Source organism: Halalkaliarchaeum sp. AArc-CO (assembly GCF_024972735.1).
Lineage (GTDB): Archaea > Halobacteriota > Halobacteria > Halobacteriales > Haloferacaceae > Halalkaliarchaeum.
In genome coordinates, this window is record NZ_CP087723.1 from 605,468 (window position 1) to 628,330 (window position 22,863).

General features: G+C 63.8%; 28 protein-coding genes and 1 tRNA gene. 8 read left to right on the forward strand and 21 right to left on the reverse strand.

The window, feature by feature from the left end; all coding sequences use genetic code 11:
• Positions 1-137: 137 nt before the first annotated feature.
• Positions 138-758: a hypothetical protein gene (locus AArcCO_RS03700; RefSeq protein WP_259535100.1), complete on the reverse strand. Its 621-nt coding sequence runs from the start codon at positions 756-758 to the stop codon at positions 138-140.
• Between the two features lie 87 nt (positions 759-845).
• Positions 846-1,925 carry an aminopeptidase gene (locus tag AArcCO_RS03705; protein ID WP_259535101.1) on the reverse strand — a complete coding sequence of 360 codons (1,080 nt, stop codon included), beginning with the start codon at positions 1,923-1,925 and terminating at the stop codon, positions 846-848.
• A gap of 116 nt (positions 1,926-2,041) precedes the next feature.
• Here AArcCO_RS03705 and AArcCO_RS03710 point away from each other — a divergent pair, with 116 nt between their 5' ends.
• Positions 2,042-2,389 (forward strand): hypothetical protein, encoded by a 348-nt coding sequence (locus tag AArcCO_RS03710; RefSeq protein ID WP_310561231.1) that lies wholly within the window; start codon positions 2,042-2,044, stop codon positions 2,387-2,389.
• Positions 2,390-2,447: 58 nt separating this feature from the next.
• Here the strand turns inward: AArcCO_RS03710 and AArcCO_RS03715 are convergent, their stop codons facing one another.
• From AArcCO_RS03715 to AArcCO_RS03725, 3 genes are all read right to left on the reverse strand, one after another.
• Positions 2,448-3,734, reverse strand: a complete 1,287-nt coding sequence (locus AArcCO_RS03715) for a tRNA pseudouridine(54/55) synthase Pus10 (protein WP_259535103.1) — start codon at positions 3,732-3,734, stop codon at positions 2,448-2,450.
• 106 nt (positions 3,735-3,840) lie between these two features.
• Positions 3,841-4,032, reverse strand: coding sequence for a hypothetical protein (locus AArcCO_RS03720; RefSeq protein ID WP_259535104.1), 192 nt, complete (start codon positions 4,030-4,032; stop codon positions 3,841-3,843).
• A gap of 110 nt (positions 4,033-4,142) precedes the next feature.
• Positions 4,143-4,469, reverse strand: coding sequence for a hypothetical protein (locus AArcCO_RS03725; RefSeq protein WP_259535105.1), 327 nt, complete (start codon positions 4,467-4,469; stop codon positions 4,143-4,145).
• A 387-nt stretch (positions 4,470-4,856) separates the two neighbouring features.
• Between AArcCO_RS03725 and AArcCO_RS03730 the strand changes: the two genes are divergently transcribed.
• The gene (locus AArcCO_RS03730) at positions 4,857-6,716 is read left to right on the forward strand and encodes a UvrD-helicase domain-containing protein (RefSeq protein WP_259535106.1); all 1,860 of its coding nucleotides are present in this window, start codon (positions 4,857-4,859) and stop codon (positions 6,714-6,716) included.
• On the opposite strand, the gene AArcCO_RS03735 is transcribed toward AArcCO_RS03730, so the two are convergent.
• The gene (locus AArcCO_RS03735; protein WP_259535107.1) at positions 6,713-7,000 is read right to left on the reverse strand and encodes a DUF7533 family protein; all 288 of its coding nucleotides are present in this window, start codon (positions 6,998-7,000) and stop codon (positions 6,713-6,715) included. The genes AArcCO_RS03730 and AArcCO_RS03735 overlap by 4 nt on opposite strands.
• A gap of 50 nt (positions 7,001-7,050) precedes the next feature.
• Complete coding sequence (locus AArcCO_RS03740) at positions 7,051-7,491, reverse strand: metal-dependent transcriptional regulator (RefSeq protein ID WP_259535108.1); 441 nt, start codon at positions 7,489-7,491, stop codon at positions 7,051-7,053.
• Between the two features lie 185 nt (positions 7,492-7,676).
• Here AArcCO_RS03740 and AArcCO_RS03745 point away from each other — a divergent pair, with 185 nt between their 5' ends.
• Together AArcCO_RS03745 and AArcCO_RS03750 are read left to right on the forward strand one after the other, a co-directional pair.
• The gene (locus AArcCO_RS03745; protein ID WP_259535109.1) at positions 7,677-9,095 is read left to right on the forward strand and encodes a hypothetical protein; all 1,419 of its coding nucleotides are present in this window, start codon (positions 7,677-7,679) and stop codon (positions 9,093-9,095) included.
• 42 nt (positions 9,096-9,137) lie between these two features.
• Positions 9,138-10,778 carry a sensor histidine kinase gene (locus AArcCO_RS03750; protein ID WP_259535110.1) on the forward strand — a complete coding sequence of 547 codons (1,641 nt, stop codon included), beginning with the start codon at positions 9,138-9,140 and terminating at the stop codon, positions 10,776-10,778.
• A 25-nt stretch (positions 10,779-10,803) separates the two neighbouring features.
• Here AArcCO_RS03750 and AArcCO_RS03755 read toward each other — a convergent pair whose 3' ends face one another.
• Positions 10,804-11,235, reverse strand: coding sequence for a universal stress protein (locus AArcCO_RS03755; RefSeq protein ID WP_259535111.1), 432 nt, complete (start codon positions 11,233-11,235; stop codon positions 10,804-10,806).
• Between the two features lie 331 nt (positions 11,236-11,566).
• Between AArcCO_RS03755 and AArcCO_RS03760 the strand changes: the two genes are divergently transcribed.
• Positions 11,567-12,010 carry a pyridoxamine 5'-phosphate oxidase family protein gene (locus tag AArcCO_RS03760; RefSeq protein ID WP_259535112.1) on the forward strand — a complete coding sequence of 148 codons (444 nt, stop codon included), beginning with the start codon at positions 11,567-11,569 and terminating at the stop codon, positions 12,008-12,010.
• A gap of 31 nt (positions 12,011-12,041) precedes the next feature.
• Positions 12,042-13,553: an SLC13 family permease gene (locus AArcCO_RS03765; protein ID WP_259535113.1), complete on the forward strand. Its 1,512-nt coding sequence runs from the start codon at positions 12,042-12,044 to the stop codon at positions 13,551-13,553.
• Between the two features lie 56 nt (positions 13,554-13,609).
• Here AArcCO_RS03765 and AArcCO_RS03770 read toward each other — a convergent pair whose 3' ends face one another.
• Positions 13,610-14,062 carry a nucleoside deaminase gene (locus AArcCO_RS03770; protein WP_259535114.1) on the reverse strand — a complete coding sequence of 151 codons (453 nt, stop codon included), beginning with the start codon at positions 14,060-14,062 and terminating at the stop codon, positions 13,610-13,612.
• A 210-nt stretch (positions 14,063-14,272) separates the two neighbouring features.
• On the opposite strand from AArcCO_RS03770, the gene AArcCO_RS03775 reads away from it, so the two are divergent.
• Both AArcCO_RS03775 and AArcCO_RS03780 read left to right on the forward strand, forming a co-directional pair.
• Positions 14,273-15,631: a glycine cleavage T C-terminal barrel domain-containing protein gene (locus AArcCO_RS03775; protein ID WP_259535115.1), complete on the forward strand. Its 1,359-nt coding sequence runs from the start codon at positions 14,273-14,275 to the stop codon at positions 15,629-15,631.
• A 120-nt stretch (positions 15,632-15,751) separates the two neighbouring features.
• Positions 15,752-16,417: a helix-turn-helix domain-containing protein gene (locus AArcCO_RS03780; protein WP_345780898.1), complete on the forward strand. Its 666-nt coding sequence runs from the start codon at positions 15,752-15,754 to the stop codon at positions 16,415-16,417.
• Between the two features lie 95 nt (positions 16,418-16,512).
• Here the strand turns inward: AArcCO_RS03780 and AArcCO_RS03785 are convergent, their stop codons facing one another.
• The 12 genes from AArcCO_RS03785 to AArcCO_RS03840 all read right to left on the reverse strand — a co-directional run bounded on the left by AArcCO_RS03785 (position 16,513) and on the right by AArcCO_RS03840 (position 22,862).
• Positions 16,513-16,752 (reverse strand): hypothetical protein, encoded by a 240-nt coding sequence (locus tag AArcCO_RS03785; protein ID WP_259535117.1) that lies wholly within the window; start codon positions 16,750-16,752, stop codon positions 16,513-16,515.
• A gap of 251 nt (positions 16,753-17,003) precedes the next feature.
• Positions 17,004-17,077: transfer RNA gene (locus tag AArcCO_RS03790), tRNA-Ile, on the reverse strand.
• A gap of 130 nt (positions 17,078-17,207) precedes the next feature.
• Positions 17,208-17,873 (reverse strand): FxsA family protein, encoded by a 666-nt coding sequence (locus AArcCO_RS03795; protein WP_259535118.1) that lies wholly within the window; start codon positions 17,871-17,873, stop codon positions 17,208-17,210.
• A 67-nt stretch (positions 17,874-17,940) separates the two neighbouring features.
• On the reverse strand, positions 17,941-18,294 hold the full coding sequence (locus AArcCO_RS03800; protein ID WP_259535119.1) for a branched-chain amino acid transport AzlD family protein: 354 nt from the start codon (positions 18,292-18,294) through the stop codon (positions 17,941-17,943).
• Positions 18,291-18,971: an AzlC family ABC transporter permease gene (locus AArcCO_RS03805; protein ID WP_259535120.1), complete on the reverse strand. Its 681-nt coding sequence runs from the start codon at positions 18,969-18,971 to the stop codon at positions 18,291-18,293. Before AArcCO_RS03805 ends, AArcCO_RS03800 begins: the two co-directional genes overlap by 4 nt.
• 69 nt (positions 18,972-19,040) lie before the next feature.
• Positions 19,041-19,421: a DUF8048 family protein gene (locus tag AArcCO_RS03810; RefSeq protein WP_259535121.1), complete on the reverse strand. Its 381-nt coding sequence runs from the start codon at positions 19,419-19,421 to the stop codon at positions 19,041-19,043.
• Positions 19,421-19,723: a MoaD-like domain-containing protein gene (locus AArcCO_RS03815; RefSeq protein WP_259535122.1), complete on the reverse strand. Its 303-nt coding sequence runs from the start codon at positions 19,721-19,723 to the stop codon at positions 19,421-19,423. Before AArcCO_RS03815 ends, AArcCO_RS03810 begins: the two co-directional genes overlap by 1 nt.
• Before the next feature lie 3 nt (positions 19,724-19,726).
• Positions 19,727-20,005 (reverse strand): ubiquitin-like small modifier protein 1, encoded by a 279-nt coding sequence (locus AArcCO_RS03820; protein ID WP_259535123.1) that lies wholly within the window; start codon positions 20,003-20,005, stop codon positions 19,727-19,729.
• A 72-nt stretch (positions 20,006-20,077) separates the two neighbouring features.
• Positions 20,078-20,554 carry a DUF5812 family protein gene (locus AArcCO_RS03825; protein ID WP_259536523.1) on the reverse strand — a complete coding sequence of 159 codons (477 nt, stop codon included), beginning with the start codon at positions 20,552-20,554 and terminating at the stop codon, positions 20,078-20,080.
• A gap of 73 nt (positions 20,555-20,627) precedes the next feature.
• Entirely contained in the window at positions 20,628-21,158 is a 531-nt protein-coding gene (locus tag AArcCO_RS03830; RefSeq protein ID WP_259535124.1) for a DUF8056 family protein, read from the reverse strand.
• 213 nt (positions 21,159-21,371) lie between these two features.
• Entirely contained in the window at positions 21,372-21,929 is a 558-nt protein-coding gene (locus AArcCO_RS03835; RefSeq protein WP_259535125.1) for a hypothetical protein, read from the reverse strand.
• A gap of 84 nt (positions 21,930-22,013) precedes the next feature.
• Positions 22,014-22,862: an NAD(+)/NADH kinase gene (locus AArcCO_RS03840; RefSeq protein ID WP_259535126.1), complete on the reverse strand. Its 849-nt coding sequence runs from the start codon at positions 22,860-22,862 to the stop codon at positions 22,014-22,016.
• Position 22,863 lies beyond the last annotated feature (1 nt).

Consider the following 22,863-nt stretch of genomic DNA (forward strand, 5'->3'; position numbering starts at 1 on the left):
TGCATCACTGTTCATTAAAAAACCACTGCATGATCTCGCCCGGAGAAGCGGCCTCTGGTGTGGATCGAGCAGGATCTCCCTCAGTATATAGGGCCGTTCGACGTGGACGTCATCCGGGCCCGACGACCGTAAACACGTCATCCGGGCCCGACGACCGTAAACTCCTCTGCGAGCGCTCCCTCGGGGATGCCCCAGTAGACGAACCTGTACGATCCAGTCCCGAGGGACGGACAGACTGACAACGACGTGGAGGCTCCAGATTCGTCGACGTCGACGAGATCGGGCTCCTCGAGGGTTAGATCCCAGACGAACCCCTCGCTGGGACCGTGGACGGTTCCCGACTCGCCGCGTTCTCCGTCGAGCCATTTGTCGACGGATTCGTCGGTCGTCCCCCGGACGTCCTGCCAGCCGGCCTCGGTGGCCCGCTGGAGGCTGAACGCCGTTCTCGGGCCGGTCTCCCGGGGTTCGTCCGTCCGGTTTCGGAGGGCGACTCGGACCGTGCTCCCGTAGGCGATCGTCCGCCCGTCCAGCGCCAGTTCGAACAGTGGCTCGCCGTCCCCAACGAACGTCGTGTACGACACCTCGTCCTCCTCGAACGGCGGTTCGAGGCGGCGAAAGCCTTCGTCCTCGCAGACCAGATCCGCCGGCGTTCCCTCGGGCCCTTCAGGCTCCCTCCCGGCGCCTCCGAGACAGCCTGCCGATCCGACTGCAGTTGCTGCACCGAGGGCCGAAAGCACTCCCCGTCGGGTGACTCGCATGCAGCAGCCGAAGGACCGCAGCTAAAAGAGCCTGTTCGAACGCGCCGAGATCGTCTGTCTAGCTGCCGGGATCGGCTGTCGTGGACGCTAGAATCCGTCCTCGAAGACGAACGTCCCGTCCCGCTGGATCGTTTCCCCGTCGACTTCGATGGTCGAGTCTTCGCTCATGTCGACGATCATGTCGACGTGTTCGGCCGACTCGTTGCGCTCGTTTCCGTCACCGACCGTGTCGGGGTAGGCCGATCCGACGGCCATGTGAACGGTGTCGCCCATCTTCTCGTCGAACAGCATGTTGTAGGTGAACCGATCGATCGCCCGGTTCATCCCGATACCGAGTTCACCGACGTAGCGGGACCCCTCGTCGGTGTCGAGGATGCTCTCGAGCAGGTCTTCGTTGCGACCGGCGCTGTGGCTCACGACGCTCCCGTCCTCGAACCGCAGCCGGACGTCCTCGATCTCCCTGCCGTATCGATACAGCGGCATGTCGAAGTGAACGGTTCCCTCGAGGCTCTCCCGGACCGGGGCGGTGAACACCTCTCCGCCCGGCAGGTTCGCCTCCCCGTAGTCGTTGAGCGCGGTGTTTCCCGCGATCGACATCGTGAGGTCGGTTTCCTCGCCCGACTGAATCCGCACCTGTTCGCCCTCGTCGAGGATCTCCTCGAGGTTCGCCTGTCGCTCCCGCTGGGCGTCCCAGTCCAGCGAGACGGCGTCCCACACGAAGTTCTCGTAGGCCTCGGTACTCATGCCGGCCAGCTGGGCGTGACCGGAGGTCGGGTACTGTGTGAGACACCAGGTCTTCGAGAGGCGCTCTGTTTTGACCGGCTCCATCGCCCGGTTGTAGTCGGCCGTCGTCTCCGGGTCGACGTCGCTTTTTTCGGTGACGTTCTTCCCGCCGCGGGCGATGACGAAGACGTCGGTCTCCTCGTACAGTGCGAGCCGATGCTCGGGGAGTTCGAAGTCGTCGCTCGATCGCTGAAACGCGCGGTCTGCGCGCTCGGAGTGGCTGAGATACACAGGGTTCGCTCCGCGATCGCCACACAGTTCGTGCAACGCGACGGCGAGGTCCTCGGCCTCCGGCGGCATCTGAATGACGACGTCGTCGCCGGCCCCAATGCCGGTCGAGTGATCGACGATGATCTCGGCGTGTTCGCGAACGCGCGGGTCCATACGCCTTCGGTTCGGCGGCGGGGACATACGCCTTGCGAAACGGGTCACTGCGGGTCGGTAGTTGTCGGAGTGCTCGCACCGACGCCGTTTTGAGGGGTAACTGTGAAATACCAGGCGTGAGCGAGGGGGACGACTGGCGAACGGCACTCTCTGAGGCGGGTGAACTCACCCCCGAGATAGCCGACGCTATCGTCTCTGCACACGGCGATCGCGGCCAGCGGGCGATATCCGCCGTCGGGGAGGGGCGAGTGAAGCAGTACCGGGATTTCACCGTCGTCGTCGGTCTCTCCGAGGAGTACATCGTCGAAAACGGGGACTGCCACTGCAAGGACAGCGAGTACAACCTCGACTCGACGGACCCGGAACAGCGGTGCTGGCACGCGCTGGCGGTCGACGTCGCGGAGGCGCTCGACGCCGTCGACTACCACGATATGTGGTACTCGGAAGTACGGGAGTTCCTGTAGTTGAGCGAGGCTCGGTGCGGCGAACCTCCCCGAGATCACTCCGAAGAGAGTCCGGAGATCACTCCCGGAAGTACTCCGGATCCTCGAACGGCTCTTCTTCGCCTTCCACCGCCAGGACGTCGAGTGCAGTCACCGTCGCTTCGACGCCCAGCAACCCTGCAAGGCTCGGTTCCGTCCGCCCTTCGTCTCCGGAGATCAGCTCCTTTATGTACAGACCACCCTCACCGTCGATCTCGACGGTCGCCCGTCGCGGTCCATCCAGCGTGGCCTCGATGTCGTACACCGTTCGCTCCCGGGTCTTGCTCGCGCGCCGGTGGTCCACGCGGTTGGGAGTGTACTGCTCGACGGTCACACCCTCGAGCGACTCGACTGCCTCCGAGAGCATCTCCTCGTCGACGTCCTCGTCGAACGTCACCGTCGCGCGGTAGCGCTTCGAGGCTGGCAGCCGTTTGACGCGCTCGACCATCTCGTAGGTCGCCAGCCGGAGCCCCTCGACTTCGATAGCTCCGTCGGCGAACGCGTTGACGTCCTCCTCCAGCCGCTCGACGTCGACGCGCCGTCGCGTCGGCTCCGAGACCTCGATCACGAACGGTCGCCCCGTCCCGAGCATCTTCGCGTCGACGTCCTCGCGCCCTGCGCCGTGAAAGGTCGCGTCTGTGCCGTCCATCACGTCCCTGACGATCGGGGCGGTGAGCTCCTCGACGCTTCTGTCGTACAGGTAGCCGGTCCCGCCGCAGTGGTCACACTCCAGTTTCCCCTGGCGCCCCGATCCGTGACACTCCCTGCAGGGCCACTCTGTCTGCGGGATGTCCCGCTCTATTTTCCGGTATCGCCCGTAGACGAACGCGCTGTTTATCTGACGCTCGACTCGGTCGTCGGCGACGTCGATGGTGAACTGGACGTCCGGCCGCTCGAAGGACACTTCCGTGTCGGTCAGTCGGCCGACCCGCTTTCCGACTTCCCTGTTTACCTCCGACTTGAGCGGTTCGCCGGCGTCGTCCTCGAGGCCGGCATCCTCCCTGAGAAGCTGTTCGTTCTCCGCGAGCAGCGGCGGGACGCGGGTTCCGACCTGATACGTCTCGAACTCGACGTCTTCGATCGTCTCGACGCAGCGACGTGCCCACTCGTCGAACCGTCCGCACAGCCCTTCACACACCCAGCAATCGTCGGGTTCGACGTCGTCTGGCTCCTCGTCGGAACGCAGCGCGAGCGCGACCCGGAGCGATCGGCCCCGCTGTTCGTTCGTGAGGCCGTAGCTTCGGTCCGCAAACGGGCGTCCGAGACACGCGTCGCACACGGGTCCTCCTGCCGTGATCCGGGCAGCGACGTCGAGTAAGTCGTCCATACAGTGAATCACAGTCGTGGCGGTAAACCGTCTTGTGGTTCCGTTTTCGCCCCGGAGCCGTCGTTCGTCCGGTGGACGGTCGACGCCGGTCGGGTTCCGTCCCCTCTCAGGCAACGGCCCGGTGTGCGACGGCGCCGACCGCCATCGCGCCGAGGTAGCCGACGACCGCGGGGAACGCGGCGGCGACGACCGCGACGGCCAGCGCCGCAAAGAAGCCGGCCACGAGCGCGGGGTTCTGTGACGCGTTCGCGGGGCGTGCACTGTGCTGTTCGTAGGGCGATTGGTTGGGGTCTAACATTGTCGTCTCCTGTCTTGTCGCAGTGCGTTTCGCACCCGGGAGACCCTGGAGGGCGTGTCGAGGTGCGATCGATTCGGCGTCAGCGGGGACCGTCTCGTTCGTCGGCGGAGTCAGCGGGGGCCATCCTCGGGGGAAGCCGGCGAGACGCCGACGAGTTCCGCGAGTTCACCGCGCAGGGCATCCGGCGAAGCCGAGGTTCGGAACTGTGCGGTCGCGTCCACGCTGAGATCGTTGAGACGCGGCCGGAGTTCGTGTACCTCGAATCCGACGAGCCGGTCGACCGCCGACGGCCTGGCGAGTTTTGTCTCGACCCCCTCCCGGAGGTCGCCACCGCAGTCGCGAGGAACCTCCACGCGAACGCGAACTTCGATCCGGGCCTGATCGTCGGCCTCGTGGCTGTCGGGGACTGTCCGCCTGTCGTGTCGTGCTGCTGCCATTGGATTCGGGGCTGGGTGGTGTGACGTTTGAAGGCCGAAACGGAGTCGGGGGCGACGGCGACACCTCGCCGGTCGGCACGCGGAGAAAGTGCAGCCGTCGCCGGAAACGTGCGTTACGCGGCGACGGCCGGGAGTCCGACCACGTCACCGCGAGCGAGACGCACGGACCACTTGGGGATAGTGGTCGACGGGTTCGCGGTTGGGTACGTGGTCATGGGTTGATCGACCCGGGGATCCGGGACAGACAGACCGTAGGATGGAGGGATATTAATTTTTGTTTGTGTATGGTACACACTGTCGGATCGTCGAACGACCGGTTTTTCTTCCGTTTTCACGACGTGACTGTAGCCACGTCGTTTATACGGGTTCGGGACCAGAGAACGTGTAATGAGTTCGGACCCGACGGTAACCCGGCTGTTCGGCGGCCCGGGGAGCGGAAAGACGACTGCACTTCTCGATCGGGTCGAGGAGCTGCTGGAGGAAGAGGACGACGTCACCTTTCGGGACGTCCTCGTCGTCTCGTACACCCGGGCGGCGGCAGCCGAGGTCCGGGAACGCCTCGCCGAGCGTCTCGACGTTTCCCCTCGATCGCTGCAGGGGAACGTCTGTACGATGCACGCGAAGGCGTACGAGCTGTTGAACCTCTCGCGTGGGGACGTCGTGGGCGAAGACGACAAAAAGGAGTTCTGTGAGGACTACGGCATCGACTTCGAGGACGAGCACAGCGGCGCCGGACGTCGGACTGCCCGGTCGACGACGATCGGCAACAAGATCATCGCCACCTCCCAGTGGCTCCAGCGAACCCAGCGTGACGTCGCCGACTGGTACGACGTCCCGTTCCAGTGGGACCTAGAGGAGGTCCGTCTCCCGCCGGAGATCGATCCGAACGCTCAGGAGGGCAACAAGTACACCCCGACGTGGCCGTCCTCGGACGACCGCATCGACGTTCCCCAGACGATCCGCGCGTGGCGGGCTTACAAGGGCGAACACGGGCTCGTCGGCTTCGCCGACATGCTCGAACGCGTCGCACAGCGATCACTGTTACCCAACGTGGACTACCTGGTGATCGACGAGTTCCAGGACATCACGACCCTCCAGTACGAGGTGTATCGGGAGTGGCGCCCCCACATGCGGAAGGTGCTGATCGCCGGCGACGACGACCAGGTCGTGTACGCCTGGCAGGGTGCCGACCCCGACCTCCTCCTCGATACCCCGGTCGACGAGGACGTCGTGTTGCCGAACTCCTATCGGCTTCCCTCGCGGATCCTCGACGCCGTCAACGCCGAAGTCAGACACATCGACAAGCGGCAGGAGAAAGACCTCAAACCCCGCAAGGAGGGCGGGCTCGTCGAGGCCCAACAGAACCCCTCGATGCTCGAGGTCGCCCGGAACGTCCGGTACACCGTCGAAAACGACGACGAGGAGACGATCATGGTGCTGTTTCGGGCCCGATATCAACTGTTCCAGTTCATCGACGAGTTCATCGACACCGGGATCCCCTTCAGCGCGCTCACCGACCAGCGAATGTGGACGGATCGACTCACCGACTACGTGCGGGCCATCGAAGCGATCGACGCCGACGAGCCGGTCACCGGCCTGCAGGCGCGCCGACTCGCCGACATGCTGCAGGCGTCAGCGTTCGGCACGAACGACCGCGAGGAGTTTTACGACTTGCTCGAGGAGATCGAAGAGGCGGCCGACGTCGACGACATCGCCAAGATCGACGTCGATCCCGACCGGATCCGCGATCGAGTCCCGTTCATGCCCGGCCCCGCAAGCGCCGGCGACATGCTCCGGAAAGTAACGAGCTTCCAGCGCAACTCCGTGAAGGCGTACTTCGCGGGCGACTACCACGGGATGGATCCCAATCGGGTGCGGGTCGGAACGATCCACTCCGCGAAGGGTCGCGAGGCGGATCACGTGTTCGTCGGCACCGATCTCACGGAGAAGGTGGTCGAACAGATGGCGGCTTCGGTGGACGATCCCGGAGACGTTCCGGGGATCGACGGAGAGTTCACCAAGACGACGAGCCCGGTGCCGATCGTGACCGACAACGAGCGCCGGGTGTTCTACGTCGGGATGTCCCGAGCCCGCGAGCGTCTCGTCCTGCTGGAGAACGTCATCAAGGGCGCGCCGACGCTCCCGATCAGCGTCCTCCTGTGTGGGGAGTCACGCGCCGAACCGATCGACGAACTGCTCGAGGAACTCGGAATCGCGCCGTCGGTAGAAGCAGAGACGGCGACCTAGTCCTGCGGTTCTGTCCCCTCGTCGCCGCCGTCGGTGACGCTTTCGTCGCTGTCGTCCACGCTCCGGAAGCGCCGCGGGAGCAATCCGGAGACGAGTGCTTTCACGATCCGCCCCGGATCGAAGAAGAACTGGGGCAACACGACCATCGCGACGGCGACGGCGACGAGCCCCGCCCCGAACAGCGTCTCCCCGCCCAGGATCCGGAGCACGCCGACGTTGGCAAGCGGGATGGCGAACACGAGCGTCGTCGCCAGCCCGATCATGTCGAACAGTCCGAAACGCATCACAGAGGCTACGCCTCTCGACGATAAAAGTTCCTCGTCCTCCGGATCGGTCACCCGAACAGGCGCGAACAACGGTCGGCCTCGCGGTCGTAACAGTCTGGACACTCATCGGGGAGGTCGACGAACCGGTCGAGCGCGCGGGCCACGTCGTCGCTCATCGCGTGTTCGAGCCGGCACGCCTCCTCGTGGAACCCCGTGGTCTTGCCCAGTTGTTCGACGAGGAACCGTTCGATCCGACAGTGTTTCCGCAGGACGCGTTCGGCTTCGCGCGTCCCGGTTTCGGTGAGCCGCGTCCCCCGGTGTTTCTCGTGGGTTGCGAGCCCCTGTTCGGCAAGCCGATCGACCATCTCGGTTACGCTCGGTGGGGACACTCCCAGCGAGTCGGCCAGCAGTCCAGTTTTGGCCGGCTCACCGTCCCGGGAGAGCAGATATATCTCCTTCAGGTACATCTCGACGCTTTCGCTGTACTGTTTTTCGGGTTCGTGGCTCATGACTCGTTTTCGACTCCCGTGGGTCGTCGTCCGGTGCGGCCGCGGACACGTCGAAGTTGTATCCTCCCGGTCAAGAGGTTTCCCGTTGTGACACTCGCGATTGCGGTGGGTTGTCGGGTGGTCCGGCTCTCAAAAACGGTAACTACACCGAACAGTATTTGAAGGGGTGGTAATAGCTGTGACATATGGTGCGTGATCTGGGGCGGACTCTCGTCGTGGGGTTTCTCGGTGTCGTGCTGTTGCTCTCGCTTCTGGGGGCCAACCTCGTCGTCGGGGTCGACAGGACTGCCCTCGAGGGCGACTTCGTGAAAGAGAGCCTCGAGGAGGAGGACGGGTACGCGGTTCTGCTCGAGGAGATGCAAGCGGGGATCACAAAACAGCAGGAACCGGCCGACGGTACTGCCGAGGGCGAGCCGGATCCCGAGGAACTGCTCGGCGAAGTGCTCACCGAGGAGTATGTCCAGGAACAGACTGACGCGAACGTCGACCGTCTGTACGCGTATCTGCACGGCGAGCGCGAGGAACTGTATCTCGCATTCGAGACGGCACCACTGAAGGACGACCTCGCGGCGAAAATCGCGGAGTCACTCGTGGACGTCGAGGAGATCGCCGAGACGGATCCGCGGTTCGCTGCGCTGCGGGAAAGCGAAACGGAGTTCGAAGCCACGAGAGCGGAGTTCGAGGAGGAACAGAAACAGCGCATTCAGGAGGAAACCACGCCGTACCTCACCGACGAGGAGCTCGAGGAGGCGTACGACGAATCGCGCGAGGAGATCCGCGAGGAGGCGATCGCCGAACTCGAAGCCGATCTCGCACAGGAAGAGTACCCGCCGGCGGTCGAACGCGCTGCACTCGAACTGGGGACGGTGTACGTCGACGGGTTGATCGAGGCGGACCTCACCTACGGGGAGTTCATCGAACGCGTCGAGAACGCCGAGGCGACTCTCCTCGAGGCGGCGGAAACGGCGGCACACAACCAACTCGACGAGGAACTTCCCGACACCGTCGAATTGACCGAAGGGCTGACCGACGAGGACAGACAGGAGCTGGAGACGGTCCGTGACGGCGTGTCGGTTCTGAGTCTCCTCGCCATCGTGCTGCCGGTGATTGCCTTCGTCGTCTCGGCGCTCGTCGGCTGGGTCGCCGTCACCCGATCGACGAGCCTTCTCGTCGTCGGATCGGCGTCCGCACTCGCCGGAGCCGTCCCCCTCGCGGGCCTGACCGTGTTGCAGGACGTCGTCGTCGAGGAGCTGGAATCCGCCGCAGGCCACGGGGAAATCCAGCCAGAATTCGTGGAACTGTCGCTCGGTCTGCTCGATCGAACCCTGGCGGTGTTCTTCGCTCAATCGTGGGTGCTCGTCGGCCTCGGGCTGGTGCTGGTGGTCGGCGGTATCGCGATTCGCACCGGGATCGTTCCCGTCTCGGATCGGCCGACATCGGGCTCCGACGTCGCAACTGTGGACAGAGACGATGAATCGGTGGAAACCGACGACGGAACGGAGGACGACGAGTCCGGGCAGATGGACGAGAATCGGGAGGGAACTGAAGGGGAGTCGGATCCCGGCGGTGACGACAACTCCGACGACGACCCGACCGTCGGGTGACGTTCCAAAACGTTGATACAGGTGGACGGTACGTCTATCGTAATGGTGCTGTCGACTTCGTCGATTGATCCGCTCTTTCTCGGATACGTTCTGCTTTTCGCTGTTGCCGCGGCCGGGTCCTTCGCGAGTCTGGCGAAGGTCGACGCAGTCGACGACGAGGACACCCAGTGGGGACTGTACACGCTGCTGCTCGCGAGCGGTGCCTGGGCGACGACACACGTCGGCTATCTGCTCGCACCCGCCCCGTCGTTCCAGTACGGCTTTTATGTCGCCGGCCTGGTCGTCGGATTTGCCGCGGTCGGCCCGTGGTTGTATTTCTGTTCGGCGTACACCGGGCGATCGTTACACCGGGACGCCACCATCCGACGGCTCGCGCTCGGAGTGTATCTCGCCGTCGTCGCAGTCAAACTCACCAATCCGTTGCACGGTCAGTACTTTACGACCGAACTCGCGACGGTGCCGTTCTCCCACCTCGCGGTGCTTCACCAGCCGCTCCACTGGCTCGTCATGGGGCTGGCGTACTCGCTTGCGGTGGTCGGGTTCTTCATGCTGTACGAGCTGTTCTTTCAGGTCGGCGGCGACACCAAACCGCTCGCAGTTCTCGTGGCGCTCACCGGACTTCCGGTCGTGTTCGACGTTCTCGGGGCCGTTTCGCCGGTCGTCCTCCAGTTCACCTACTCGCCGATCGGTGTCGCCGCCTTCGCGATCGGGGTGCTTTTTGTCTTCCTCGATCGGTTCCAGCGGGTGCAACTGGCCGGCGCCAGAGACGACCCGGTCGTCGTCCTCGACGACGACGGAGAGCTGTGGGACTACAACCGTCCGGCCCTGCAGCTGTTCCCCGCGCTCGGCGGCGCTATCGGGAAGCGACTCGAGGCGGTCGTTCCACATTTTGCCGACCACGTCGCTGCAGGGGAGGAGCTCATCGAGATCGACCGCGAGGGAGACGTCCGCTACTACCAGCTCTCAACGAACCCGTTCACGACCGGCCACACCCGACTGGGCCGGGCGATTACGCTCACCGACGTCACCCACCGGGAGCGATATCGACAGGAGCTCGAGCGACAAAACGAGCGTCTCGAGGAGTTCGCGGGAATGATCTCACACGACCTCCGGAACCCGCTCAACGTCGCGACCGGCCGGATCGAACTGGCCCGCGAGGAACACGACAGCGAGCATCTCGAGGCTGCACGTGACGCACTCGAGAGGATGGAAGCGCTGATCGAGGACGTCCTCGCGGTGGCGAGACAGGGACAGCCGATCGACGACCCCGAACCCGTCGAACTGTCGACGGTCGTCCGGAACTCCTGGGGCATGGTCGAAAGCGAGGGCGCGGAGATACGGATTACAACCGACCACCGGGTACAGGCGGATCCGGATCGGCTGCAACAGCTGCTCGAGAACCTCTTTCGCAACGCGGTGGAGCACGGCGGTAAGGAAGTGACGGTGACGGTCGGTACCTCGCCGGACGGTTTTTACGTCGAAGACGACGGTCCGGGAATTCCGGAGGAAGAACGCGGGCGCGTCTTCGAGTCCGGAGTCACCACCAATCAGGAAGGGACGGGGTTCGGCCTCGCGATCGTGAACGGGATCGCCAATGCCCACGGCTGGACGGTCGAGATCGTCGACGGCGACTCCGGCGGTGCCCGATTCGAGTTCGGGAACGTGACCGTCCTCGGCGACTGAAAACGGTGGCTGTTGCGCTCGAGCGCTACGCTTCCTCGATCGGCGTCACCATCACCGAACACGGGGCTTCCCGAACCACGCGTTCGGTGACGCTGCCGATCAGGACGCGCCCGAGACCTTCCCGACCGTGGGTCCCCATCGTGATCACGTCGACGTCGTTCTCCTCGGCGTATTCGACGATGTACTTCTCGGCGTGGCCCTCCTCGATCACTGTCGTCACGTCCACGCCGTCGGGCGCGTTCTCCGCGATCTCCGCGAGCAACTCCTCCGCTCGCCGCCGGTGTGCTTCCCTGATCGGTTCACTGTCGAGATTCGCGAACGTCGGCAGCGCTTCCACCTCGATGACGTACAACGCGTGCAGTTCGGCGTCGAACTTCTCGGCGAGTTCGTACGCCCGCTCGATCGCGTTCTCGGCCGCCTCGCTCCCGTCCGTCGGTAGTAGTATCCGTTCGATCATGGTGGACTCCCGACGCCGCCGATCGGCGTCAATCGAAAGTTATCTCTGGATTACAAAAACTGTGCCGGAATCCGACTGTATGTTTAGTTGTCTGCTTTTTCCCTCGCTAGTTAAGATGATAAATTGGTCTCTGCTTGTGGTTTGGGCACCAATTTTGCTAATTCGAACTGGACGGAACTAGACGGGGCCGCTCACTCCCCGAATCTGTCCGAGGTGACCGGTGCGTGTCGGTTCGTCGGGAACCATGTCCACGAGCTTCCGCTGTTCGTTTGTAGTGTTTTCCCGCCGATCCCGTGCGAGCGTATATTACCTCCGGTGACGAACGGTCTCTATGGAAGATGTCAACTACGTGTACACTGCGGGGATGGACGAGGAGGACGTCGACTACCATCTGCAGTCCGGGGAACACGGCGTCCTCGGGTTGGCAGACGGCGACGACGCGTATGCGATCCCCCTGAGTTACCACTACGACGGCGACCGGTTTCTCCTTCGGGTGGGGGAATCCGGCTCGGCGGAGTTCGAGGAGGGCGAGAAGATGCGATTCCTCGAGACGACCGACACCGCGACGTTCGTGTGTTACGATGCCACCTCCGAGGAATCCTGGAGTATTCTCGTTCGAGGCACCCTCCACGAGTGGCAGACGGAACTGGACGACGCGACACTCAACGAGTGGTTCCAGCCGTTCCGGCTGTTCGACGAGGCGATTGAGGACATTCAGTTTACCGTCTACGAACTCCGGATGGTGGAAGTTGTCGGCAGAATGACCATCGAATAATTCGAGACTTCGAACGAACTCAACCTGGACCGTGCACGGACGTCTCACACGCGAGCGCATCGGGCTGCTCTTCGGACCGCTCGCGTTCCTCTCGATTTACTTTTTGAACCCGTTCGGGATGCCTCCCGAGGCAGCTGCAGTGCTCGCGGGGACGCTGTGGATCGCCATCTGGTGGGTGTCCGAAGCGGTCCCGATCGCCGTGGCGGCGTTGCTCCCTGTCGTGTTGTTTCCGGTGACCGACGTGGTTTCGATCGCGGAGGCAACGGCGCCGTATGCGGATCCGATCGTCTTTCTCCTTCTGGGCGGGTTTCTCCTGGCGCTGTCGATCGAACGGTGGGAGTTACACGAGCGTCTCGCATTGCAGGTTATACGTACGGTGGGATTCAGCTCCCGCCGGCTGGTTCTCGGGTTCATGGTTGCGACCGGCGGGCTCTCGATGTGGATCTCCAACACCGCGACCGCGATGATGATGGTCCCGATCGGCGGCGCCGTCATCCTCAAGTTCGCCGCGCTGTCGGATTCACCGGCGGAACGCGGGATGGAACTCCCACAGGAACCGGTCGAGCAGATCGTCTTCGACGCCGATCGGGATCCGGACACGCTCCCGAAGACGAACTTCGGGCTGGCGCTGATGCTCGGGATCGCCTACGGCGCCTCCATCGGCGGTGCGACGACCCTGATCGGGAGCCCGCCGAACGCGATCTTCGCCGGCGTCGCCGAAAGCTCCCTGGGGATCACCGTCGGGTTCCTCGACTGGATGCTGTTCACCGCGCCGGTGTCTGCCACCTTCATGTTGCTCGCGTGGCTGTTTCTGGTGTACACCCTCCCTCCGGAAACCGAGACGATCGAGGGCGGCGGCGAGGTAATCGAGCGGAGCCTGGATGAACTGGGGCGGATGAGCCGCGGCGAGCGGCGGACGCTTCTGGTGTTCGGGCTGGTCGTGGTCGGCTGGATCTCCCGTCCGTTCCTGATCGAGCCGATCGCCCCTGCGGTTTCGGACACCGTCATCGCGATCGTCGGCGGAATCTTGCTTTTCGTCGTTCCGGCCGATCGCACCGACGGGACGTTCCTGCTCGACTGGTCGTCGACCCGGCGGCTCCCGTGGGGAGTGCTCGTGCTCATCGGGGCCGGGTTTTCGATCGCGCACGCGTTCCAGGCGAGTGGCCTGGATCGATGGATCGCCGACCTGATCGGCGCCCTTCCCGAGATGAGTTTCCTGCTGGTTCTCGTCACCGTCGCGGTCGTCGTCGTGTTCTTGACGGAGGTGAACTCGAACACGGCAACAGCGTCGGTGTTCGTCCCGCTGATGATCGGGATCAGCTACGCGCTGGGCGTTCCCTCGATCTCGCTTATGGCCATCACCGCACTCGTGGCGTCGTACGCGTTCATGCTCCCGGTCGCAACGCCCCCGAACGCGATCGTGTTCGGGAGCGGCTACATGACGGTCCCGGAGATGGCCCGGGTCGGGTTCTGGCTCAACCTCTTCGGGGTCGTCCTGGCGACGGCGGCGACATACCTGTGGCTCCCGTTCGTGCTGGGATGACGGGGGCACATCGGGTCGCGAGTTTCGGAGGGAAACGACACGGACGGCCGACCCCTTCAGTAGAACTCCTCGTGGACGCGTCTCCCTTCGGATTCGAGGACGGGCCCGTCGACAGTTGTCTCCCCGCCCTTGCGTTCGATCACTTCCTCGCAGGTGATGCCACTTTTCGTCTTGCCCTGGACGCTCGCCAGCGTCGCACCGGCGACGCTGTAGACGACCCGGTCAAGCCCCGCATAATAAATCGCAGCCGCACACATCTCGCAGGGCTCTGTGCTCGTGTACATGGTGCACGCTGCGAGTTCGTCGTCGTCGAGTTCGCGGGCTGCCCACCGGGCGAGTTTGAGTTCGGGGTGGGCAGTGACGTCGTTTTCGCTCACCGTGGTGTTTTTCGACCGTTCGACGACTGTCCCGTCGACGACGAGCAGCGATCCGAACGGAGTGTTCCCGTCCGAAACCGCCTCCCGTGCCAGTTCGATCGCTTCCCGGATGTACTCCTCGTCGTTTCTCATACTCGCTTTTTTAGCGACGATTGCGTAATTAGCTCTGCCGTTCCCATTTCTTCTCATCCGGTATAAGTGGGTTATACCTATAAGCTACAGAGCAATGCGGTTGCGTGCCTTCTACTCTGTTATATGGGACAGGGAAACCATGTCGAAGATCGAGACGGAGCTACTGTATCAACATTCTACTATTGCGCTGAATCACTGAAATAGATCCCAATGTCCGGAAACCCGAACCACCCCAGTGTCGACCAATCGGATCGTACCGTTCCCAGAAACCTTCGACAAACAGGCGACGCAGACGTCGACCTCCTGATCTCTACCCGGATTCGGAAGTCACCGTTTTGGCACCTCTCCGTCGAGGAGGGATGCTGGCAGGCGACCGTCTACAACGATATGTACCACCCTCGGGCGTACATCGACCCCGAAGAGGGGGGACTGGAAGCCGAGTACGAACTGCTGGTCAACCACGTAGCGCTGTTCGACGTCGCCGTCGAGCGTCAGATCCGCGTTAAGGGGACTGATGCCGAGGCGTTCGTCAACTACGTCATCACCCGAGACGCGACTGAAATCGAGACAATGCGTGGCAAGTACGCCATCTGCTGCAACCAGGACGGCGGGATCCTCAACGACTTCGTCCTGTTGCGACCCGACGACGACGAGTTCTGGTTCTCCATCGCCGACTCCGATCTGATGCAGTGGTTGCAAGGGGTCGCAGTCGGAACCGACTTCGAGGTCGACATCGACGAGATCGACGTCTCGCCGATGCAGATTCAGGGCCCGAAATCACTCGACGTGATGAAGTCGCTCATCGGTGACGACGCCGAAGGCGTTCCCTACTACGGACTGTTTGAAGCGACGATCAACGACGTTCCGGTGATGGTGAGCCAGACGGGCTTTTCCGGAGAAGAAGGGTTCGAAATCTACGTCCGCGAGGCGACGGAAAACGCCGAAGCGGTGTGGAATCCAGTACTCGAGACGGTCAAAGACCACGGCGGTGGCGTGACAGCAGTCTCCCATCACCGACGTGTCGCTGCCGGTATCCTGTCGTTGGGTCAGGACATGGACTCCGAGACGTCGCCGTTCCAGGTCAACCTCGGCTATCAGGTTCCCGACGACAAGGACGCAGACTACGTCGGCAAAGCCGAACTGGAACGCCAGAAGGAAGCGATCGAAAACGGGGAGTTCCCGTTCGCTCACAAACTGGTCGGGCTGAAAATAGCGGGCGAACCGATCCGGGAGTGGGCTCCGGACTTCTGGCTCATCTCGGACCCGGAGACGGGTGAGGAATGTGGCTACCTGACGTCGGCGTGGTGGAATCCGGAACTCGAGACGAACATCGGCCTCGGATACGTGCCGGCGGAGAAACTGCAGGAGGCGACGGACGTCCCCCTCGACGACTCGATATATGACGTCGACGCCGACGTCGAGTTCGGAGTGCACCTCCCGGACGAGTACGCCGAGGTGCCCGATGAACCCGTCTATGCGACGCTGGCGAAGGTTCCGTTCAAAGAGTCAGCCAATCCCAGTGCCCGCGAACAGGCCAAGATTCACGACAGGAACGACGTAGACGAGTAGAAGTCGGTTCTCCGAAGACGAGCTGTGACGGGGTCTGCGGATTCCTACTCCAAGACACGACTCGCATTCAGAAACTGTGATCGCAAATACTCATATGTTGAAAACTTCTACCCCACAGCAATGGCCGACAGTAAAGCGGTCGTCCGGGTCGAACATCCTGACATCGTGCTCACAGAGACCGTTACTCACGACCCGAGTTCGAAAGTCAGGTCGGTGTCGGAGGCAGGAACTGACCCGACGTCGGGAAAATTCTTCTATCACATAACGTCGTCCGATTTCCGCCAGTTCGAAGAGGGATTACGGAACGATCGCACGATTGGTGAATTCGAACGGGTCATCGAAACCGGAGACGAGGAGGCGATCTATAGCTTCGTGTATACAGACGAGGCGAAGATCGTCTCGCCAGTGATTTCGGCTGCGAATGGCGTCATCCTCGACATGGAAAACGACGGGAGCGCCTGGATCCTCACAGTGTGGATGCCCGAGCGAACGGGTCTGGCTTCTCTCTGGGACTATGCACAACAGAACGACATTAGCATCGAGTTACTGCGCGTGAACGAATACGCTAGTTTGGGCAATACGAACGCCGGCTTGACCGATAGCCAACGGGAAGCGCTCCTCGTCGCCGTCGAATCGGGCTACTTCGAAGAACCACGGAACGCAACTCTCAGCGAGGTCGCTGCCGATCTGGATATCTCTCAACCTGCAGCCAGTGGGCTCCTCCGACGTGGAATCAAGCGACTCATCATATCGTCACTGATGGACGACAGCGAAGAGCCAGAGTGACCGACGGGTACCCGCGGAGGACTCTTCGCCTTCAGGCTGGAGCGGAACTCGATCGGGGCTGTGACGACGATGACTTCTGTGCTCAGCTCACGATCTCATTCATCGAATTCGTCGTCGTACTGCTCGTAGGTAATCGTCAGCTTCCCCGGTGTTGGATGTTTCCCTGCGTCTCGAAGTGATTCGAACTCCTGCAGTAGTTCGGCACCGTCGTCGGTGCCCTCTCGGACGCTCCGTGACTCTTCGCGGATTGTGTCGTACACTTGCTCCAATATTCGTCGCACGGCGTGTGAATCCGTTTTTTCGTTGATCTCGAAGGTGGCCTCGTATCGCGCCATATTCGTGTTTCGTGTTATTCTCGGATAAGACCCTTCGCTGTCGATTAACAGTTCGGGAAACTGTCTGGAAGGCCAACACGCCAACACACCCCCCGGCTAACGAGGATCGCAGTACGTCGTGGACGTGTGGAATACCCTGTTCCGGTTCAAACCGCGAGACCGATCTCTCTCGGGGGTAGAATGCCGAAATTGGGTGGCTGGGGAGTTCCCGGCCCCAATCTCTCCCGGCCGAAAACGGCCAGGATGTCAGGTGGGCCAACGCGGATTTGAACCGCGGACCTCCCGGTTATCAGCCGAGCGCTCAACCTGACTGAGCTATTGGCCCAGGTGAGCGCAATAGGTCGTTGCGCGGGTAACTGTTTAAGATTTTCCTTTCGATATCGCGTTTACGTCCGTCGATTTCCGGTGCTGAAACCGTCGTTCGGCGAGGCGATTGCCCCCGAGAGAACAGCCTCCTACCGGCGCGGGACGTCGCGAGCGTCCTCGTCTTCGTCGTCGTCCCGCTCGACCTCGAAGTCGACGTCGACGACGTCGTTGCCGTCGCCTTTCTCCGGCCCGGTCCTGGTGTCGTCCCCGCCGAACTCCTGGTCTTCGTCGAACCGCTCGCGGCCGAACCCGACGCCGGCGCCCGGCCCACCTGGGCCGTCGGCGCCGTCGAATCGTCCCCTCCCGAACTGACTCCCCTCGAACTCGTCGGGGTCCGGGAAGCCGTGGGTCCAGACGCCCCCGGTGACGAAGCCGTCCATCTCGCGGTCGAGGTACGGCACCACGACGTACCGTTTGAGAACCTCCCGGATCGGATACCGCGTGATCGGGATCGAGATGAGGATCCCGATCGCGTCCGTGACCAGCCCCGGCGTGAGCAGGAACGCGCCGGCGGCGATCAACAGCGCACCGTCCATGAGCTCGTCGGTCGGCGGCTCCCCGCGGGCGGCCTTGCGCTGGAGCCGACGCAGGGTGTGTCTCCCCTCGGCGCGCACGAGCAGCATCCCGACGAGCGCGGTGAGCACCACCAGCGCGATCGTCGCGGCCGCGCCGATGTACCCCGCGACCACGACCAAAAGCAGGGCGTCGGCCAGCGGGATCAAAAGCAGCAGGCCGAGGACGTACCGGAGTCGCATACCCGCCCTTCGAGCCCCGACGGTAAAAACTGCGGCGGAGTCCGTCCGACCCGTTTTCGATCCTCCCTCACAGCCCGATGCCGAACCCGAACCGCAACAGCCACAGCGCGCCCATCCCGGCGGCGATCGTCAAAAACAGGTTCTCCGTGCGCCAGGCGACTCCGCCCGCGACCAGCCCCGCCGCGAGACGTTCGTCCATCAGTGAGGCAGCGAGCCCGACGTCGGGGTCGATCGTCACAAGTGCCGGCGCGACCAGCGCGGCCAGCACCGCCGGCGGAACGAACCTGAGTGCCCGCCGAACGCGAGGGGGCACCTCGTCGACGCGGCCGAACAGGTAGATGAACGAAAACCGCAGCGCGAACGTCGCCACGCCGATGACGAGGATCGCGAGCCACACCGTCCAGTAGCCGTATTCGGTCACACGTTCTCACCTGCCTCGACCGCGAGGGCGACAACGATTCCAGTGACGGCGGCGATCAGAAGTCCCAGGTTGTACGGGACGCCGGCGGCTCCGACCGCGACGACGGCCGCCACGACGCCGGCTGCGGTCGTGGGACGGTCCTTCATCGCCGGCACCAGAAGCGCCAGGAACACGAGCGGCACCGCAAACGAGAGCCCCAGCTCCGGCGGAACGCCCGTACCGAGCAACACGCCCGCGACCGTGCCCACCTGCCAGACCAGCCAGATCGATCCAGCCACGCCCAGATAGTACGACAGCCGGTCGGTGTCTCCCTCGCGAGAGAACCGCGCTACCGACAGCGCGTACGCCTGGTCGGTGAGCACGTACGACAGCGGCGCCTGGATCCGACGCCGGAACGACCGGAAGTGTGGCGCGATCGACGCGGAGTACATTACCAGCCGGAGGTTGATGATCACGGCCGTCGCAACGACGACCGAAAGCGGGGCCGTCTCGCCGAGCAGCTCCAGCGCGGCGAGCTGTGCAGCGCCCGCGAAGACGATCACGGACGTCGCCACCGCCTGCACCGGGGTCAGTCCGGCCTCGACGGCGGCGATGCCGGCGACCAGCGCGAATGGGACGATACCCAGAAACAGCGGCGACGCGTCCCTGACTCCGGCTCGAAGGTCCTCCCCGTCCACACGGCAACGTGACGACCGGCAGGCAAACGCCTGTCGATTTCTCCGACGGAGTCCGGGAGTGGGCGCCGTTCACTCTCGACCGATGACGACCGCCTCGCGGATCTCGAGGGCGGCGTCGAACTCCTCGCGACGTTTGGATTCGGCGCCGACGCGCCAGAGCTGTCGTTCGTGTGCCCGTCGGAGCGCGTCCGCCTCTCTGTCGGTAACACCCAGCTCCCTGCCGAGTTCCTCCCAGTGTCCTGTCGGCACCAGGAAGACCGACCGGTCGGAGCCCTCCCGGACACACTCGTACTGTCGTCGATACGTCCCGATCCGCCCGGACAGCAACTCCTGTCCGTCGACGAGCAGCTCCGGCAGCCGGTTGGGCGCGACGCTCGCGGTGGCGGCGGCGTACAGCAACACCGGGCCGTCGAACGGCAGGTGCTGTTCGAACGGCTCTTCTTCCGACATCAGCCACCCGCCCGCATCGCCTTCCGTTTGAAGTCTTCGATCAGTCGGTCCAGGATCGCCGGTTCACCCTCGAACGTCACGGTTACCTCGGTGAGCGTTAGCGAGCGACCGATCTCGACGGTGTCCGTCGCGAGGGCCGCCCGCCAGCCGTTCCCTTCGATCTCGGTTGCCGATTCCGGCTCGGCGGCGTCGACGAACTCCCCGCCCAGGTTGCGGAGATATCTGGCGGCGAGCCGGCGAGATATCCCGCGGAAGGACCGTTCACGACGGTCCCACCCGTCGGGATCGATGCTGTCGACCACGGCTCACCCGCCGGCGACCGGGGGAAAGATCGACAGCGTGTCGCCATCCACCAGTTCCGTCTCCAGTCCGTCCATGTGCAACACCTCGCGTCCGTTCTTGAGCACGTTTATGTGTGAGGCCAGCTCCCCCTGGTCGAGCAGCCGCCCCTCGAGATCCGCGTACTCGGATTCGAGCGCCTCGAGGACGTCGCCGACGACGGCGTCGTCGGGGAACTCCCGCGTCGTCGTCTTCGTTCCGACGGTCTCGCGGAACGTCGCGAAGAATCGCAGCTCTAGTTCCATACGGGTAGGCTACGGTCCGCGAGGTTAAAATGTACGTCGGCACCGGCGGTCCTGGATACTCGGCCCGCTCGATCAGGGAAGGTATCGAACCGCGATCACGCCCGGCTCCGATCGGATTTCGACCCGAGAGACGCCCAGCCGGGCGGCCCGCGAGAGCGTCGCCTCCCTGTCCTCGAGAACGTCGGCGACTGCCGCCTCCGTCTCTGACTCCTCGACGGTTATGACGTGAATCTCCCCGACTCCGGCGCGTGTTTCCCGGGTGAGCTCGCCGACCGGTTGTGCCGTGGCGAGTTCCCGTTCGTGTGCGGTCGGCGGCTCGTCGCTCTCCTCGAGCGTGAGGCTGCGCTGCCCTTCGAACTCGACGAGCCGCCAGACAACGCCGAGCGACGAATCCGAGGAGACGACACCGTCCACCGCTTCGTCCTTTGACAGCCCCGGATTCGACTCCAGCGTGTGTACCTGTCCGTCCGCGACGTCTTTCAGTACGGCAGACTCCTCGTCGGCGTGTGTGACGAGAAACGTGCTCTCTTTCGTATCGTCGTCGGTCATCGACGGATGGTATCCGCCGGAGGGGTTTCCCCGTTTCGTCATCCCTCGACAACTGCGTGTACTCCCCTCCCGATCACCGAAAGAGCCGGTGGAACACGCCGATGAGGAGCGCCGCAACGAGGGGGAAAACCGGCGAGAGGAGCTGTGGAACCGCATACAGTGTGGCGACGACGGGAGCGGTCAGTCCCTCGGGAGGCGGCCGACACACCGTCTCGCCGTCGAGGAGGAAACACTCCGGCATCGAGGCAACTCCGCCGGCGTACACGGCCAGAAGAAACAGATAGCCGCTCGCCGCCATCGCGGCGTCGTACCGCCGGTCGTGGCCGGTGCCGCGACGGTGTCTGCGAGCCACCAGAAGCGTCGGCGCAAGCAGCGGTGCCACCAGCAGCACGCCGACCAGGAGTACGAAGCTTCGGGAAAACGAGAGCGTGCCGGCCCGCCCACCAGTCTGTCCGAGCAGGACGATCACCCCAAGGACGAACAGCGTCCCGATAAACGCGGCGACGAGCGTCCCGACGACGGCGTAGCTTTTGAACAGATACGAGTCGCTTTGTCCGAACGCGAACGGGATCGCGCCGACGACGCCGCGGTAGCCGTCTTCCATCCGGTCGAGCGTACGCCCCGTGGCCGATTAAATCCGCCGAATACGGCTGCGTCTGTTCGACTCTTCGGATCTCTCGTGTCGGTCGTTTCGTACCGCCACAACAGCCGTTCGATCGGCGTCGCTCCCCTGTTTATTTTTGTCATGTTAGTGTGTGGCATGAACTCGCGGATAACCCTCTCGGCGGCGATGCCGGGGGTCTCGTCGGGAGCCGGATCACCGTTCCGACTCTTCGACGAACTCCTCGTAAAACTCGGGAGAGAGCTGTTCGCGTTGCCAGGCACGCCGACGGTCCTCGTCGAGGGCCGCCGCCCACACCGCGAGCAGCGACGCGAAAAAGACGGCACCGGGGAGAATCAACGCGGCGGCGGAAACCAGCACTTCCACCGGGAACAATACGAACCCGAACCGGTCGAGCAGGCCGCCGATTTCGGGACCGAACACAGCCCACCGAACCGCGACCGGCAACACCGCGACGATAGGGACAGGGTAGACGACCGCGTTCAAGACCGGGCCGCCGCGCCCCCGGACGAATCCGACCGCAAACACCCCCCAGCAACCGAGGGATCCGAAGGCGCCGGCTATCAGGCTGGGTCCCCGTGGAGCTCCCGGCCCGAACGTCTCGAGTCCTTCGAAAAACAGCACTGCGCACCCGAGATATCCCGCCACGAACCCGGCCGCACCGACGATAACCAAAAGCGCGTGTCCGAGGCGAGTTTCCCCGGTAAACGCCGACAGCCCAACCGGGAGCTGTCTCTCTTCCGGTCGGGTCATTGACCGAACTGGCGTCGGAGAGTGGTTGAAACTTCCGACCTGGGCTTTTCCCAGTCGCACCGGTGTCGGTCCTGCCTGCTTCGTTCAGGAAAGCTTTCCGAGTGCTTCGAAGAAGTCCGAGGCGGGGCCGGCCAGCCTGACGGGGGGATCGCACCGTTCGATCGTCAGTTCGACGGGAACGGAAAGCTCGTGTGGGTTCCGGCCGTCGCTTACCACGACTACGCGCTCGGCGCCGGTGACGCGAACGGTCACCTCGGCGTCGCCGTCGACGACCAGCGGTGGCATCCCGCCGGATGCACACATCTCGTTGACGACGAACCCGCCGATCGATGGATGGACGAGCGGACCGCTCTCCGACAGGTTGTACGCAGTGGAGCCGGTCTGTGTCGCTACCAGCACTCCGTCGGCGTGGCCGCCGGAGTACAGCGAGCCGTCGACCCGCAGGTCGTAGTCGATGCCGCCCCCGTGTCCCCGGCGACCCCCTTGAACGACGATCTCGTTGACGGCAGGCCCCGACGTCCAGCTGTTCGTTCGTGCGCTCACCCGTGGTACCTCGCGCACCTCCTGTTTCCCCCGCCGGTACGCCGTCACCTCCGCACTGATCACCTCGACTGCCTCGGAGGGGGACACCGCGTTGAGGAAGCCGACCTCACCGAGATTGACGCCGAGAACCGGTGTCCCTCCGGCTCCCCTGGCGGCAAACAGGAACGTTCCGTCGCCGCCGATCGAGACGACGAGATCGCACTCGTGAAACGTCTCGACCGGGCGACCGATCAGGTCGGCCGGTTCCCCTCCGTCGACGGCTGCGAGCCGGTCTGCCGTCGCCTCGTCGAGACGGACGGCGACGTCGAGTTCGAGAAGTCGCTCGCGGATCTCGGACGCGAGCCTGGCGGCCCGGACGTTTCCCCGCTGTGCGACGATGCCTACCTCCATG